Source organism: uncultured Ruthenibacterium sp. (assembly GCF_963558415.1).
Taxonomy (GTDB): domain Bacteria; phylum Bacillota; class Clostridia; order Oscillospirales; family Ruminococcaceae; genus Ruthenibacterium.
Genome location: NZ_CAUWGY010000004.1, coordinates 1 through 16,247 on the forward strand (window position 1 = coordinate 1; position 16,247 = coordinate 16,247).

The 16,247-nt window shown below is 48.0% G+C and carries 10 protein-coding genes; 7 read left to right on the forward strand and 3 right to left on the reverse strand.

Annotation, left to right across the window (positions count from 1 at the left end; all coding sequences use genetic code 11):
- The 4 genes from AB5H98_RS01240 to AB5H98_RS01255 all read left to right on the forward strand — a co-directional run.
- Positions 1–1,063: hypothetical protein (locus AB5H98_RS01240; protein ID WP_367924093.1), on the forward strand; the 1,063-nt coding region annotated here is incomplete at its 5' end.
- 15 nt (positions 1,064–1,078) lie between these two features.
- Entirely contained in the window at positions 1,079–2,179 is a 1,101-nt protein-coding gene (locus AB5H98_RS01245) for a phage tail protein (RefSeq protein ID WP_367924094.1), read from the forward strand.
- A gap of 190 nt (positions 2,180–2,369) precedes the next feature.
- Positions 2,370–4,553 (forward strand): hypothetical protein, encoded by a 2,184-nt coding sequence (locus tag AB5H98_RS01250; RefSeq protein ID WP_367924095.1) that lies wholly within the window; start codon positions 2,370–2,372, stop codon positions 4,551–4,553.
- 40 nt (positions 4,554–4,593) lie between these two features.
- Positions 4,594–6,522 carry an ATP-binding protein gene (locus tag AB5H98_RS01255; protein WP_367924096.1) on the forward strand — a complete coding sequence of 643 codons (1,929 nt, stop codon included), beginning with the start codon at positions 4,594–4,596 and terminating at the stop codon, positions 6,520–6,522.
- Between the two features lie 50 nt (positions 6,523–6,572).
- On the opposite strand, the gene AB5H98_RS01260 is transcribed toward AB5H98_RS01255, so the two are convergent.
- Entirely contained in the window at positions 6,573–8,657 is a 2,085-nt protein-coding gene (locus AB5H98_RS01260) for a dynamin family protein (RefSeq protein WP_367924097.1), read from the reverse strand.
- Positions 8,647–10,164 carry a dynamin family protein gene (locus AB5H98_RS01265; RefSeq protein ID WP_367924098.1) on the reverse strand — a complete coding sequence of 506 codons (1,518 nt, stop codon included), beginning with the start codon at positions 10,162–10,164 and terminating at the stop codon, positions 8,647–8,649. The genes AB5H98_RS01260 and AB5H98_RS01265 overlap by 11 nt, the downstream gene beginning before the upstream one ends.
- Before the next feature lie 278 nt (positions 10,165–10,442).
- Between AB5H98_RS01265 and AB5H98_RS01270 the strand changes: the two genes are divergently transcribed.
- Complete coding sequence (locus AB5H98_RS01270; protein WP_367924099.1) at positions 10,443–11,792, forward strand: MATE family efflux transporter; 1,350 nt, start codon at positions 10,443–10,445, stop codon at positions 11,790–11,792.
- Positions 11,793–11,807: 15 nt separating this feature from the next.
- On the opposite strand, the gene AB5H98_RS01275 is transcribed toward AB5H98_RS01270, so the two are convergent.
- A complete protein-coding gene (locus AB5H98_RS01275) occupies positions 11,808–14,072 on the reverse strand; it encodes a helix-turn-helix domain-containing protein (protein ID WP_367924100.1) in 2,265 nt (754 codons plus the stop codon).
- Positions 14,073–14,281: 209 nt separating this feature from the next.
- Here AB5H98_RS01275 and AB5H98_RS01280 point away from each other — a divergent pair, with 209 nt between their 5' ends.
- On the forward strand, positions 14,282–15,271 hold the full coding sequence (locus AB5H98_RS01280; protein ID WP_367924101.1) for an ABC transporter permease: 990 nt from the start codon (positions 14,282–14,284) through the stop codon (positions 15,269–15,271).
- Between the two features lie 26 nt (positions 15,272–15,297).
- The gene (locus AB5H98_RS01285) at positions 15,298–16,200 is read left to right on the forward strand and encodes a carbohydrate ABC transporter permease (protein ID WP_367924102.1); all 903 of its coding nucleotides are present in this window, start codon (positions 15,298–15,300) and stop codon (positions 16,198–16,200) included.
- Positions 16,201–16,247 lie beyond the last annotated feature (47 nt).

Below are 16,247 nucleotides of genomic sequence, written 5' to 3' on the forward strand. Positions count from 1 at the left end.
GCCTGTCCCTGCGGGAGATCGCATTTTGGTGACGGCGTTGTCACCGGAAGCGGCACAGATGGCCTATTTAGGACGCACCGATGGATGCGCCGGGCAGAGGTTGGAAATTGATGCCGAAAATGTGAGCGAGCTGACATTGGCATTGACTCGAACAGGTGCAGACGGAACAGTGCGTTGTCAGTTGTGGACGCAGTGTGAAGATCTTATGTGTGCGGGATGGGACGACTGTGTCTTTCAATTAAACGAGGGAGAACGAAGCGTCGTGTTTGGAGACAGCCTGCACGGTCGTCAACCGCAGGCAGGTTGGGATGTGTTGGCAGTGTCGTTGCGCACCTCTCGCTTTGAAGGCGGGAACGTGGTTTGCGAAAGCATCAATGCTCCAGATGGCGTTTTGTGTGGCGTGGAGCGTGTGTATAATCCAGCTCCGGCTCAGGGTGGATGCCGCCGAAAGACTTCTGTACAGATGCAGCAGGAATTGGATGCGCGTATGAGTGCATCCACGCGTGCGGTGACACAAGAGGATTACAGAGCCATTGCTCTTGCTACCCCAGGTCTGTTGCTGGACAGTGTGGCAGTGATTCCTATGGCAAACTATTGTGCATATTACGATGAACCCTTTGCACCCAATACCGTCATCATAGCGGTCAAGCCTCATTCGGCCGAACGGCTTGGCTCATTGAGCGAGACGTATCGCCGGGCAGTGGAAAATCATATGGAGCATTGCCGTATTTTAACAACGGATATCCGCGTAGTGTCCGCCCGTTATGTAGGAGTTAGTGTATATGGCCGTGTTCGTTTGCGTCCGGGACAAGTGGGAGGCATACAAAGGATACGCCAAGTGATTGGTCAGGCAGTGGATACACTAAACAGCGGCGAGTACGGACGAGGAGTGGACTGCGGCCGTCTGTTTTCAAAGTTGGAACTGGAATCCTGTGTGCAGGGTGTGGAGCAATTGAGCCTTGAGTACATTGGCCGCGGCGGCGGGAAAAATGAACATGGAGACGTTGTTGTTGGCCCTGACTGCCTGACGTATTTGCGGGAAATTGGCATCGAATATTTATAAAAGGGGGCGAGCCGCGTGAAGCAGCCGCTGAAGCAGGTGAATTTTTATAAGCGCGCGCTTGTACAAGGCTGTGTGCAAGGGTTTAAAGCGGATGATGCGTTGAGTCTGCACTTGGAGAATCCCGCAGGTGGTGCCTGGTTTGCCGCTTTTGATACCCAAGATGAAGAGAGTACATATAATCGGCTGGTGGTGGACGGAGATTTTTCTGGCGTTAAGCTGGAAATACTGGCGGCCGTGGCCCCTGCGGATTCCGCTTTAGGCGTAGAAAAAATCACCACATTTTTGGAGTCCGATGCAGCGCCAACGGAAAAAATGGCAATGTTGATGACGCTTGCCCATGTGCGCGAGGTGAATCGGCCGGATATTCTTTTACATGATCTGGTTGGACGGTGGATCTTTTTGTGCGTGGCGGTTGTGCCGCAAGATGGTGGCAATGCTGTCCTTCGAGGAGTGCATCTGGAATTTCCGCGATATAGCTTTACACAATACTTCCCCGAAATTTATCAACAGGACGACTTTTTTCGCCGATATATAGCAATCTTTCAGTCGTTGTATCTTGATCTTGAACACCGGGTGGAGGAAATCCCCCTCATGCTGGATTACACATGTGCGCCGGATGAACAAGTCGAGGCATTGGCGGCTTGGCTCGGTATTGATACCGCGGGAGGAATATTCGGGCCCGAGCAGATGCGAATTTTGATTAAGGAAAGTGCGCTTTATCAAGGAGGAAAGGGAACAAGGTCTGCGCTGGAAGGTGTAGTGGAACTTGCCTGTGGTGTGCGGCCACGAATTGTGGAATATTTTCAATGGGGAAAATTGCCCATGTCCGCAGCTCGGCGCAGGTTATATGAAAACTTGTACGGGACAGACAGCAATACGTTTTGTGTGATTTTGGACCTGACAAACCGCGATACGCCTTTGCCTGTGAACCAGGCGCAGTTGGAAAATCTCATTCGGGCATATAGTCCTTTGGGTGCTCAGCACAAACTTGTATTTTTGCGTCCATGCAGCTATACCGACAATCACTGTTATTTAGAAGTCAACAGTTGTTTATCAACGCCGGAGAAAGCAGCCGTGGATGGTGTGACATTGGGAGGATACTTTACGGTAGGATAATAAAGACAAACAGCATGGGGCAACGATTACGTTACATTGATGGCAGCGGCCTAGAATTGTCCAACTGGCTTCACAACCCAAATTTTCACAGCCGCAAAGAATGTGCGGCACAAAAGAAGGCATAGATGTTGTGAGCGCCGATAGAAATTAAGTGGGATTTGTACCCGCGTACCTGGAAAGGAAGAAGAAAATGGGCGACGAAAAGAAGCGCAGACCGGGTATGGGCTATGGTGTTTCACCGGATGCCTACAATGCATATGGATCGGTCATCAGCGAGCTGGCCGCAAAAAAACAAACGGCAAAGCCTGCGTCTGCTTCGGTTGAAACTGGGGTGCAGCAACAGCAAGCGACGACTGAACAAGCAGACTCCGCTGTACAGAATTTTGCGAACTTGCCACTGGGCAAAAAATTGGAGACACTGAAAAATTCCCGCAAGGGACGGTTGCGTAAGCTGTTCGGTATGGGGAAGACCAATTCGCAGCGCTTTGATGAAGTGGTGCGGGCAACCGAAGCTGTGTTGACAAAGACCAGTGGTTCTGTCGGGGGAAGCCCGGAACAGGTGCGCAAGAATATGTATGCCGTTTTGCCACTATACGGTGAAATGATTGAAAAGTGTAACTTTTATCTTGCGCGTACGGCACGCAGTTATCATGGGGCAATGCGGCAAAAACAGGTGAAATCCATTCGGGACACAGCCGAGCAGGAGATAGCAAGTGTACGCAGTGTGATTGACCAGAGCGGCACCATGACGCAGGCCGATGCGACCGCTTTGACTTGGGATCAGATTCGTGCCCATAGCCGTGAGATGGTAATCGATTTAGGGGATAAAGGATTTGAAAGTTTGTCCGTTGCCGGCGGAGGTCAGGCCAGCACGGTGTATAAAATTCCTGGCGGCAACGGCGATATGAGCTTCTTTAAAGAAGAGGAAAACGTCGTTACAAAAAATACTGTCGCCTTTGCAAAAGGTGTGAGAGTCGGCAACAGAGACAATGAGGACAGTGCCAACAAACGAGATTTGCAGGAAACGCAGAATGCCAAAGCTAGGTTGGCATTGGACCGGTCAAATCTCTCGGCTCAGGCATTGAAAATTGTGAAAAAATACAATTGCGATTTGCAGAGGTTGAGTGGGGACAAAATACTGAACTCGGAGACCAAAGACCCCAAAGTGCAAGATGAGATTCGTCGTTTTGTAGCGGCAAACAAAGTGCATCAAAATACTTTTGATTTGGTGAAAGGGAACATGTTGAGCGCTGCCTACATGAACGTAAATGGCGAATCTGGAGAGATTAATGTATCCCGGCGAAATGTAGCCACCAGTCGAATTGCGGATTTGCTGGGTGTGGGACATTTGATTGCCCGCTCGCAAACAGCCGTTATCAAAAGTGGAAATAGCGAGATTCGAGGAAACTTGATGGAGGGAGCAAAGGGCAAAGCGGCAATCACTTTGCAGGAACGGCGGTTTGGCCAGGCATTGGTCGAACAGGAAAAGGCAACTGGCGAGGAATTAACATTTGAGACCTTTAAAAAAGGATTTGGACAGGGAAAAAACGACCCCAAATTACAAAAGGATCTGACCAGTTTGCAAGTACTGGACGTGTTGTGTGGACAGCAAGACCGTCATGTGGGAAACTATTTTATCAATCAGGATGCCAACGGGAATACCACGGGCGTGATGGGCATTGACAACGATTTTTCCTTTGGTCGTTTCGCAGCAGATCGTCAGGCCGAAATCGCCCGCCAAAAACAGGCCGGACAGAAGGCGAACCGTAATAGCGGTACGCATAACCGGGATGTGATTCAGCACGGAAAAATTGTGTTGCCCCACATTGATAAGCAATTGGCTCAAAACATTATTCAACTGGATGATACCGTTGTTCAGTACGCTTTGGCTGATTTGATTACACCCGAAGAAATCAAATGGACACTGATTCGTTTGCATGAGCTGCAGGACGCATTTAAAAAAGAGATGGCCGATCCGAACAGCAAGGTGTTTTTGGAAAAGGATAGCGACTGGAACGAAAGCACCCACAAGGAATTGATGGCGGCTGGATCATGGAACCGACGTGCGGAAGCTCTGAAGAAGTATCTGGCAGATCATCCCAATATCCTGCAAGAAAATCGGCACATCTTTCCAACGATTCGTGATCCAAAGCAGAGACAGGAAAGGTGGGATCAGAGTACGCCAGAGCAAAAGATAGATGAGATCTTTGAGACAGAGGAAGATGCGTTTGAAATGTTCGGGGATGAATATTTTGCAGGCAACTATTATGCAGCGTTCAATGAGGGTGCGAACACAGCGTATAAAGATACGCGTGAGTTCAGGATAAAGGCACTGAGAGAGTTTTTGCTCGAAAAGGCAAATGAGTCGGATTGAGTTGTTTCAGTAGTCTTCGTACGACGAAAGGAGATAGGTTATGGAGGCGTTGCTGCGTCTGACGCAATTTGTTGCAGACGAACTGGCGGAAAAACGAATACCAGCGGATGGAAATTCCGCCTTTGAGCAGCGCATCGATGCAGTCGGAAACGGTCGTTTAAGAAGACTGTTTGAATTCTGTGGCGATGTGGGACGTGACGTGGTTTTGTTGGCTCTGACCGCATATTTGATGCCAGATGGACCTGTGGCGCCCGAGGACGTGACCATAGAAACTGCCGCAGCCTTTTATCCGGAGCCCATTTCTTACAGTTGCCTGCGGGACTGCTGGGATCGGTTGGAATTAGTGTTCGATCTTCACAATGATCCCAATCCGTTTTTTCGGCGGATATGTATGGCGGATCAGAGACTGATTGGCTGGCTGTGCGGCGATGACCGGCCCGATGAGCGTCTGAAAGATGGCAGTGTGCGTCTTTTGCACCCGGATGATTCGGTGCATGTGCTGTTTACCGATGAACCAGTTTTAGAACCTCTCACAAGAGCGATGTCGAAAGGTGTTCCTGTACAGCTCACCGGTCCCCAGGGCCGAGGCCGAAGGCTTTTAGCCGCCCATGGGGCCCAGGTTGCACAAAGAAATCTGGTGTTGGCGGACATTTCTGCTTGGCTGCGGCAAAACCGTTCGGATTACGACCGTTTGTCGTTGCTTTTGCGACGTGAGGCAGTGTTGAATAACGCCGGCTTATGTCTGGCCGGCCTGAGCGCTCCTCGGGCGGAGGAGCCACCCAGTGCGTTGGAACCGCTTTTGCAGTGTCTTCGACCTTTGTCACGCTTGCCGCGTTTGGGCTTGCCTGTGGTGCTGTGTTGTGATCCGGGGTTGGAGTTAATTCCATGTCTGCCAAATTGGGGCTACATTGAAAGAATGGAACTTCCACCTTTTACGCGTGTGCAGCGCATTGCATTGTGGAAAGGATATGCACAGGAAAACGGTCTGGGCACTAGTGTGGACTGTACCGACGCAGGATCGCGCTATCGGTTGAATGCTGGACAGATTGCGGCTACTGCGCGAAGATTGGCACATCTTGCGCCGGAAGACCGCACATCCCGAGCCATCTCGGAGGCTTGCGGCGTACTTTTGCCTCGTCCGCCACAGGGCACCATCCGCAGAGTGGAGACGCAATTGACTTTCGATGATCTTAAACTTCTGCCCGAACAAAGGCAGACTTTGTTAAATGTGTGCGCCCATGTGCGCTACCGACATCGTGTATACGATGAGTGGGGACTGGACAGCCGTTATCCATACGGACGTAGTGTGTCGGTGTTGATGGTGGGGCCACCGGGTACCGGTAAGACCATGGCTGCACATGTGCTTTCTGGTATGATCGGTATGCCCCTGTATCAAATCGATTTGTCTCAAGTGGTGGACAAATACATCGGCGAAACCGAAAAACGGCTAGAACAAATTTTCGATACTGCCGAGCGGACCAATGTGATTTTGTTTTTTGATGAAGCGGATTCCATCTTCGGCAAGCGCAGCGAGGTAAATGATGCAAAGGACAAGTATGCCAATACAGAGGTCAGCTACATTTTACAGCGCATCGAGCAGTATGATGGGATTGTGATTTTGGCCACCAATTACAAACGGAACATCGACGAGGCGTTTATGCGTCGAATGCGGTATTTGTTGGAGTTTCAAATTCCTTCAAAAGAGATGCGTTTGGAGTTGTGGAAAGCCTGTTTTGCCACCGAGACACCGGTTGAAGACGTGGATTTTGAATACTTGGCGCGGCAATTCGAACTGGCAGGTGGCAGTATCAAAAATGTGGTGCTGAATGCAGCTTTTCACGCAGCCCGGGAAAAAAGTTCCATTACCATGCGGCATGTTTTAGAGGCAATTCGCAGTGAAAACTTTAAACTGGGACGTCCGATGATTGCTCAGGATTTCGCAGAGTATGCCTTTTTAATGAAAGAATAATTCGTACGACAAAAGCCCGCATCCAATCGTTGGATGCGGGCCTTTGTATTTTAGATTTGACGGCAAATTTCTGAAAATTCCGAACACAAAGCACGCTGGCTTTGAATATGGGCAAGCGATTGCTCCAATTGCTGACGCTGCGCCATGATTGGTTCCAGCAGGCGGGTGCAAAATTCGTTTTGCGCAGCACGCACGGTACGAACAAAGCGTGCTGCTCCTTGATTCAGTTCATTCTCCGCCAGTTCCATTGTCTGTTGTATCGCTTGTGAACAGGCCGTTTCCAGCGCTTGACGTGTTCTTGCATCGTAAGCGCGGTCAGGACACTGACTACGTAGCCGTGCACATAATTTTTCAGTGCCCAATGTCATGCGCGGAGTGTATAAATGGGAAAGGGCTCCACGCACAATCCGCTGAATCTCTTCCCCTTGAGCGGGACATTCAATTTCCTTTAAAGTGCGTTGCGCATACATGAATAGGCGGTTGTGAAGAGAATGCGTATCCGCAAAGGGCGCATAAATTCTGTCCCACAACAAAGCCATTTCCCGGGGAAAAGTGGCTAAAAAGTCCAGCGTGTCCTGTGCTTCCCAATAGGAGGAGGTGTTTTCACGCACGGTATATTCGCGATGGCTTCGTCCCCAAGTCCATGGCTTCCAAAAAGTAGAATCCGACACAGTTGTAGACTGACTTTGCAGTTTTACATCTGTCCGCTCTGCGGGCAAAGGTGCGGATTGCTCCATCTCTGCCAGTGCGCGTCGGGCATCATCCAAAAGGCTCTCCAGCGGTTCCAAATAGAGATCAAAAAATTGAGCAGCCTGCGCATTCACCCGCTGCGTGTCCGCAGCCAATTGAGCGCTGTGTTCCAAAATTTCCTTTTCCTCTATATCAAGTTCCTTTTGCTGTTTATCGCGGCGTTCACGAAGATGCGCCAGAAGGCTTTGCAATTCGGTTTGTGCCATGGCGGCAAAGTTGTCCGCCCGATGTGCCAAAGTGACATCCTTCTCCATAGCAAACTGTTCGAAACGTTGGCGGATCTGCTCCATATTCCCCAGCGACACAAGGTCGTTCGGATTGGGATTGTTCAAGTTTTGTGCAATTACCTTTTCTCGGGCGGTATACTTCCCGGGAGATTTTGAGGCCATTCGATCGGCCATTGCCGAAACAAAAATGGGCTCACGGCAGCTACGAATTCCATTGAGTATCAAATCGGGAGAACCGTTACGCTCCAAAGAGGTAAGAACGTGGTCGATTTTTTTCTTAGCACGTTGTGTCAACTGGCGGCGAACCTCTTCAGCACAGCTTTCGCCATCGGCACGAGCATCCGAGAGAGCCCCGTCAAAGCGGCTGCCTACTAGACAGAGTTGAATTCCTTTTTGAGGAAGTTGAGAGGTGAGAAGCGTAAGGTCCGTCTCGTCCAGAAAATAACCACTATGACTTAGAAAGAATGCTGCATCACAAATTTCTAGGAATTGTTTTGTTCGCTGAGAACGCGAAGGCACCGGGTCGTTCAGTCCCGGAGTATCCACTACTGAAACGCCCCGCAGTTCCTCACGGCACAATCCAAGTGTTACGCACTTGACAAACGGAGCAAAAGTGCTCTGACCACCGGCAGTGTCCTCCAATAGTTGAATCAATGAATTCTCATCGGGACAGGTGAAGATTTCTACACCGCGTGCAGCGTACATCGCCTTTTCGGATTCTCTTCCCTGTGCAGCACGCAAAATATCGCGTGCCCCGCGGGCGGTGGCGCTCTCCAGAGGGATGTCCGCGTTCTTTTTCACAAGTTGCCAGTCCTCTTCTGAGTAATATTCCACGGTTACACGAGTCTCGGGGGCATACTCTAGCCGGGTCAATACGGCCGTCTTGGGACCTGCGGCCTGCGGAAGCAAATCCTTTCCACCCAGCAAAAGTGTGTTTAAAAAAGTGGATTTGCCGGCTTTTACCTGACCAATGACTGCCAAGCTAAATACGTGGTCCTGGTCAAAAAATTCATGACATTTTCGAAAATAAGAATCTCGAAGTTGCTTTACAGAGGCCTCTTCCTCCGGCCAGGAAGAAAGTTGATCGCATAGACGATCTAATTCCTGACCAAACCGCAGCGCACGCTGACGGGCTTCGTCGGTGCGGTCAAAATGCATATGTACACCCCTCCTTTGCGCAGCCGGTTAGTTCTTGCAACCGTTTCAAATCGCATTGCAATTGGTCCAGTGTGGCACGATGTTCCATCGCTTGTGCACTTTGTTGAAGGCGTGTATCTTCCAGTGCTTTCTGCAAAGACTGAAGTTGATCATACACGGGCTGATTGAGTGCTTCGCGCAGAATTTCAAATGCGTGAAGACCTCTGTGAGTAATTTGACTTTCCACAAAAATTTGCATGGCAGACAGCAACGCATCCGGCGTCATTGGGTGGGAAGAAAATATTTCTTCTGTTCCGCCAAAAGATGCATTCATTGATTCTTCTGCCTGGCCTGCCACTGCGGGAGGAAGATGTAATTGATAAAGGCTGGAAAGGCGGAACATCGCCTTTTCATAGGACTCTAATATAGGAAATATGCGGCTGCGTGCTTCGGCTCGAAAAATGCTGAGAAGAGCACTGTCTGCAAAAGGAAGCGGATCCTGCCCGGTAGTCAGCATTTCGGCAAGCGGTGAAGCGAGAGGAAGAAGTGTGTTTCGGCTGTGCACTGCGGCGTGGGCGCCGGCTTCCTCAATAAGATGATGAGTGCCATCATTCAGTTGTTGTACGGTGGTGCGCAACTGTTCCAGTCGACGGTCCAAAGAGGATGCTTTTTGAGCCAATTCCGGCTCCAGAAGGCGATGATTCTGTATGCGTTCATCGAGATATCGAATCAGGGGAGCTGTTCCAACAAGCAGACGATTTTTGATGCGTTCTTCTTTGATTGCATCCGCCTGAACCTGAAGATTCTGCAAAAATTTCTGAATTTTTCCGAATTGTGACGAAGCCGAACCATGCACGCGGCACAACACCGGATTTGGGAGCCCCAGTTGCGAAGAAAGGTCTTTTTCCAAAAAGGCGGCAATTTTGTCTATCTGTCGAGGATTGAATTGATCGCATTTCGTCAGCACACACAGAACAGGACGGTCTGCAAGGGGGAGAGTGGACAAAAAAGCCATCATGGTTTCCGTAATCACAGGAGCATCGGCTCCAAATACCAATAAATAGGCGCCGGCTTGGCGGACCAGTTCAGGAAAACAAGAACTGTGTGTTGCTCCAAAAGTACCGATGCCGGGAGTGTCTAAAAGACTCAAATCCGGGATTTGTTTTAAAAACGGAAGAGAAAGCGATGCACGTGCCATTTGGACATTGCTAAGCGTCTCGTTCTGCTCACGCAGAATCGATGGATCCGAACGATAGAACCGGCCGTTACGAAAAACGGCAGCTTCCGGTGAACCATAAAAAATTTCCGTCGGAAATAGCGTTTCTTCACTTAGAGAAACACCTACCAGACGAATACCCAGCAGCGCATTGATCAGCGCACTTTTTCCTGTGTTGAAACCACCCAATACGGCAACACGAATATGATAATCTTGTATTTCAGCAGCGCTGTGCTCTAATTCGTCCTGAGAAAGACCGTATTTTTTGCATAGCTCAGCGGCCTCTTGAGCAAGCTGTACAAGGTTGTCCAATCCCGGCACCACCCTTGGAATTTGTTTGTATTTATTATACAGGATTCGAGAAGGAAAAGCGAATTTTGACAGCGTTTTTTGGGTGATGTACAATATTTTGAATCAGAGCAGCTACAACGAAATGTAATCGGTTTCAAAAGTAAAATCCCTAAAATTAATGACATTGTATGGCTACTTGACTCAAAAAATGTAATCGGTTACAATGAGGTGAGCAAGAAGCTATTTTTTTGTTTGAGCATAAAAAGTCTGCACGGTTTTTTGGAATGGAGGAGACAAAAATGGCGCGTTCGCATGATATGACCAGCGGGTCCATTTGGCAAAATTTGCTGCGATTTGCGATCCCCATTATGATATCCAATCTGGTCCAGTCGACTTATAATGCGGTTGATATGCTCTTTGTAGGCCAGTTTACCGGAACAGAGAGTTTGGCGGCGGTATCCGTTTGCGGACCAATCATGAATGTAATGATTATTACGCTGTCCGGAATGTCGGCAGGAGTTTTGGTAGTGGTCAGTGGTCTGTTGGGTGCAGGGGATTTGAAGCAAGCGCAAGAGGCTGCGCATACAAGTATCGCGCTGTATACGTTGATGGCAGTTGTGACGACGGTTTTGGGCATTTTATTTGTTCCACAGATTCTTGCGATTGTACAGACGCCTGAAGCTGCTATGCAGGAAGCAAAACGTTATTTATATACGATGTTCACAGGTACCGTTTTTTCTTTTGGCTACAATTTGATTGGAGCACTTCAGAGGGGCCTTGGAAATGCAGTGGCCTCCATGTCGTTTGTCATTGTTTCGTCCGTGGCCAATATTCTTTTGGATGCGGTGTTTATTATCGGTTTGGACATGGGTGCATTTGGCGCTGCCTTGGGTACGGTTTTATCGCAAGTTGCAGCTTTTGTGATTGGTGCAGTACAGTTCGCAAAGGGAGCTACGGCGTTGCGCATTTCCTTGCGGGAGGTACGCTTCCATGGAAAACACTTGAAAAATATTTTGTTGTTCGGAGTTCCCACTGCACTCAACGAGGTGATGGTAAATACTGCTATGCTGACGGTCAGCGGTGTGGCCAACAGCTTTGGATTGGCTTCCAGCGCGGCGTATGGCGTGAGTTCGCGCATTGACAGTCTTGCCATTTTTACGGATTCTGCCATGCATCAGACGATGTCGGCCTATGCCTCGCAAAATGTGGGTGCAGGCAAAAACAAACGAGCTCTCTCCGGACTTTGGCGAGCAATTCTTTTGTCGGCAAGCATTGCATTCTGTACGGCGATGCTGGTACTTACATTTGCACGTCAGTTTGCAGCTTGTTTTGACTCCAATCCAGAGGTAGTTGAGCAGTCCGTAGCACTTTTGCGGGTGACGGTCTGGTCCTATCCATTGTTTGCAACGGTAGGACCGCTGATTGGATTTATACGTGGAACGGGAAACCTCGAAGCCAGTCTTTTGGTGGGTGTAGTGGCGCAACTGTGTTGCCGCATCCCGGCATCGTTTTTATTTGCCCGCTTAATGGGGTTCCCGGGCGTTGGTGTAGCGGTTTTGATTGGGCCGCTGGTCAGTGTTTCTATTTATGTGTGGTATATCCTCAGCGGGCGCTGGCACAAGGGTGTGGCGCGGGTAGCAAGATTATGATAAAAAAGAAGGCAGTCATTTGAGACTGCCTTCTTTTTTCATAGAACGATATTGAGTGGGAGTAACTCCTTCGTTCTTTTTGAATTTCCGAGAAAAATTGGCTTCGTCTGTATAGCCGACCTTTTCCACAATGGACTTAACGGAAAGAGACGTTGTGGTTAACAGACGCTTACTTTCTTCAAACCGCTTGCGATCGATGTACTGCATCAAAGACATGCCGCTTTTTTCCTTGAAATATCGTGTGAGATACGAAGGAGAAAAACACAGAGCGTCTGCAATGGATGACAAAGACAGAGTGGGCGATGCATAATGTTCTTCCACATATGCGTAAATTGTACCCATCAATCCTGCGTTTATTTGCACAGAGCGCTGCGCATACAAAGTATCGGATAAAAGAATACAAAATTCATATAACTCTCGCTGGAGAACATCGGTGCTCTCATAACAATTTTCATACAGAAGATCCAGCATGTTTACCAGCATGTTCTGCTTTGCCTCTCCGCATTCTGGAATGAGTTTATTAAAATGCGAGAGCATATTAAAATAGGCAAGTTTGTATGACGGAAGATTGGCGGCCTGTGTAATGTCCGCAAAAAATTGAGAAACAGCACGTGAAATGCCGGGATGACTGCATGCTTTGACCGCCTGAAGAATTTCGTCCTCGCCCATGTAGGAAAGCCGTGTTCTCTGGGAACGCATGTCTGCAGCAAATTCAGGTGTAATGGTAGAATTGGCATGAAACAGACGATATCGGCAATTGGAGCGGGCCTGCTGAAAAGCATCTGGAAAATCACTCACGCTTTGACAAGGCGTACTGATTCCGCAGGAAAGCGAAAGTCCGCAAGCACGGCAAAGCGCTTCGCGAATCGAGTCGGTGGTACGGGCATACTCGTCCGAAGGAGAAAAAGAGATAATCGCCGCAATTCCCTGCCCATTGGGAAGAGACACTGCCGCACCGAATCCGCCTTTCTCGTCGCACAAGCGCGAAAATTCTTTGCGTAGGTTAGACTTGATCGTCCACTGCTGTTCAGGCGGGTAGGTTTCCACAAAATGGATGGTGTCATCAAATCGAAATACGAGTACCCTTATGCCATTGGGCATCCAGCGTGTTAGAAGAGCATCGTATTTGTTGACTACCGTCTGCGAGAAATCGCGGATTTCACCGGCGCCCAAAAGATACAGAAGATATTGGGATTCTTCCAGTTGGCGTCGATTTTCCATAGCCAGATTCAGAGTATTTTGTTGTTCTACCAAATCTTCGAACACATGGGACAGCCGGGCGATTTCATCCGGCTCATCGTTTGAACTGACACCACTAAGCTGTGAAGCACGCTGAACCAAAACATAAAAAGGTTTCGCGGTGCTGCGGGCAAGCATGTAAGAGAAACGAATTCCCACAGCAATCAGAAAACCAGCCAGTACAAACAGACTGAATACTGCCAGGAAAGTGGGCTGGTAGTATTGCCAGAAATCAATGGTTTGTACGACTCGAAGACCATTGCTTTCCAGTTCGTATTCAAAAATCGTTTTTCCATGGAACTGATCCGGACGGATTTGAGCTTCGCGGGCCGCAGCAATGTCATTTTCGTAACTTGGGCCGAAATACAACAAAAGGTTCCCTTCAGGATCAAAAACAAAAAGATCGCTGTTGTCTCCAGCGGCAGAGCGAAGACTGCGAGTAAAAGAAGTATAATCCAATCGCAGAATGATTCTGCCGGGAGATACAATATAAGAGGATGGAATTGGCATAATGTACAGCAAAATACCAGGTTTTCCGGAACGAGGCAATACAAAGCCGGGGGAGGATGCAGAGACAATGGTCTCCTTTAGCTGTGTTTCTCCCATACTTCCATTTAATTCAATCTGGCAATAGTCTTTATAGCTGTATCTGCCGGAGCTAGAATAAATAATATCATTTACCTGCGGATAAGAAGAGTTGATGTAAACAATGCTGAGAGAGGACAATGAGTTAATAGATGGGGCCAACATCTCCAGCTCTCGAACAATATTGTGCGGCAACTCCATATTTTTATAAAGGCTGTGTGCCATTAAGGAAGAGTTCCCTTGAATTACAACGCCCAGATGCTCGGCACTTGAAAGAAAGTCCTCCATCTGAGAAGATGCCTGTTGTAGGGCCAATGCCTGAAGACTTCTCTGCCTTTGTTGTGTTTTCACAATCGAAAATACATTGAATACGGAGAACATCATCACAATGACCATCATGGCAATGATATTGAACTGCATCAGAGGACGAAACAGTTTTGGCAATGCCTCTTTCATATTCGACCTCCTTTTTTGTTCAAAAATTACTGTTTTTATTGTCTTGCAAGAGATATTATAGAGACTTTGGACAACAAAAACAAGAATTGCAACTTAATATAAGCAAATTTTGAGGCAAATATCAATTTTTGCAAATACACAAAACCACCATTGCTCGCTACGATGAGGCTGCAAGGACAACGAAAACAGAGAAATGGAGGGCGAAAGAAATGGTAAATCTGCTGCGGCGAACAAATGGGTTATCCAAACAGGAAAGTAGCCCGATGGAAAAACGGCAGCTTCGAAAACTGCATAGGAAACGGATACTGGCACGAATGAATGAAAGCAAAGGTTTGTATCTGTTTCTAATTCCAGCAGTCATTTATTTTATCATCTTTTGTTATTTGCCCATGTACGGCATCCAAATTGCGTTTAAGTACTATTCGCCTCGTCTGGGAATCTGGGGAAGCGAATGGACAGGAATGGAAAATCTGAATCGGTTTTTCGATTCTTACTATTTTTGGAGGCTGTTGCGTAACACAATAGGCCTAAGCCTGTACAATTTGCTTGTGTCGTTCCCCTTCCCGATTATGTTGGCTTTGATTTTCAACGAGGTGAAGAGTCCGAAACTGAAAAAAGCGGTACAGACAATCTCTTACGCGCCGCACTTCATTTCAGTAGTAGTTTTGGTTGGTATTTTAAACCTGTTTTTCAATCAAGGCAATGGACTTGTCAATGTTCTCTTGAACAAAATGGGAATGGAAAGCATTGGATTTTTGACGAGTTCTTCGATTTTCCCATCTATGTATGTATGGTCAGGAGTTTGGCAGAACGCAGGTTGGTCATCCATTATATATATAGCAGCGTTGACTGCCATTGATCCACAGCTTCATGAAGCGGCTCAAATCGACGGTGCCTCACGGCTCCAGAGAATCCTACATATCAATCTTCCGGGAATTCTGCCCACGGCGATTATTATGTTCATTTTGGACGTTGGAAGCGTCATGAGCATGGGCTTTGAAAAAGTTTTCCTGATGCAGAATGCTCAGAACGTAGAGACCTCTCAAGTGATTTCGACCTTTGTGTATGAGGCGGGCTTGATCAACAGCGATTATGGCTTCTCTACTGCCATTGGTCTGTTCAACAATGTGATCAATATCATACTGTTGCTGACAGTGAATAAGATCGCTCGGAAAATCAGCGATACCAGTCTGTTCTGACAATGTTCCGGAGAGGAGGAAATGGTATGACAGCAGTCAAACACAAACGTCAGCAATTGACCCGGGAAGACCGTATGTTCAACGCCATTCTGGGCGTACTCACGTTTGTTTGTGTAGTCGTAATTTTGTATCCATTGGTTTTTGTGCTCACAGCATCCGTCAGCGATCCAATGGAGATTTTCCAAGGAAACGTGTGGCTGTGGCCGAAAGGATTTAACCTGAATGCGTACCGAGAAGTGTTCCGCAACGAGGACATCTTTATCGGGTACCGCAATACATTGGTTTACACAGTGGTTGGTACATTTGTTACCATCGTCATCACCTTGAGCGCAGCTTATCCGCTTTCGCGTAAAAAACTGTATGGCCGCAATAAGATTATGGGATTTTTCATGTTCACCATGTTCTTTTCCGGTGGTATGATCCCTACATACTTGATCGTAAATCAACTGGGGCTGTACAACACCATGTGGGCCGTGATTCTGGTGGGCACCGTTTCTGTGTACAACATTATCGTAGCAAGAACCTTTATGCAAAATACCATTGCAGAGGAGCTGTATGAAGCGGCCGCAATGGATGGATGCGGAGATATTCGTGTATTCTTCCGGGTGGTTCTGCCGTTGTCTGCACCGATTCTGGCTGTTTTGGTTCTGTTTTACGGTGTAAACTTCTGGAACAGTTATTTCAACGGATTGATTTATCTCAGTGACCGTTCCGCTTATCCTTTGCAAATGTTCTTGAGGGAGATCCTTTTGAACAACATGGCAGACAGCATGATGGATAGTATGGGAATGGACATCAGCAAGTATTTGGTATCGGAAAGCTTGAAATACGCGGTAATCATCGTATCCAGTGTTCCGATGCTGGTATTGTATCCGTTCTTGCAGAAGTTCTTCGTAAAAGGCGTCATGATTGGCGCGGTTAAAGGGTAATTAAGAGGCAGGGGCCTCTAATAATAAAAAAGAAAGAAGGCAAAAGG

Excerpts from the sequence above, each read along its gene's own strand:
- AB5H98_RS01285 (WP_367924102.1), top strand. The coding sequence starts at position 15,298 with ATGACAGCAGTCAAACACAAACGTCAGCAATTGACCCGGGAAGACCGT.
- AB5H98_RS01255 (WP_367924096.1), top strand. The coding sequence starts at position 4,594 with ATGGAGGCGTTGCTGCGTCTGACGCAATTTGTTGCAGACGAACTGGCG.
- AB5H98_RS01250 (WP_367924095.1), top strand. The coding sequence starts at position 2,370 with ATGGGCGACGAAAAGAAGCGCAGACCGGGTATGGGCTATGGTGTTTCA.
- AB5H98_RS01280 (WP_367924101.1), top strand. The coding sequence starts at position 14,282 with ATGGTAAATCTGCTGCGGCGAACAAATGGGTTATCCAAACAGGAAAGT.
- AB5H98_RS01270 (WP_367924099.1), top strand. The coding sequence starts at position 10,443 with ATGGCGCGTTCGCATGATATGACCAGCGGGTCCATTTGGCAAAATTTG.
- AB5H98_RS01275 (WP_367924100.1), bottom strand. The coding sequence starts at position 14,072 with ATGAAAGAGGCATTGCCAAAACTGTTTCGTCCTCTGATGCAGTTCAAT.
- AB5H98_RS01260 (WP_367924097.1), bottom strand. The coding sequence starts at position 8,657 with ATGCATTTTGACCGCACCGACGAAGCCCGTCAGCGTGCGCTGCGGTTT.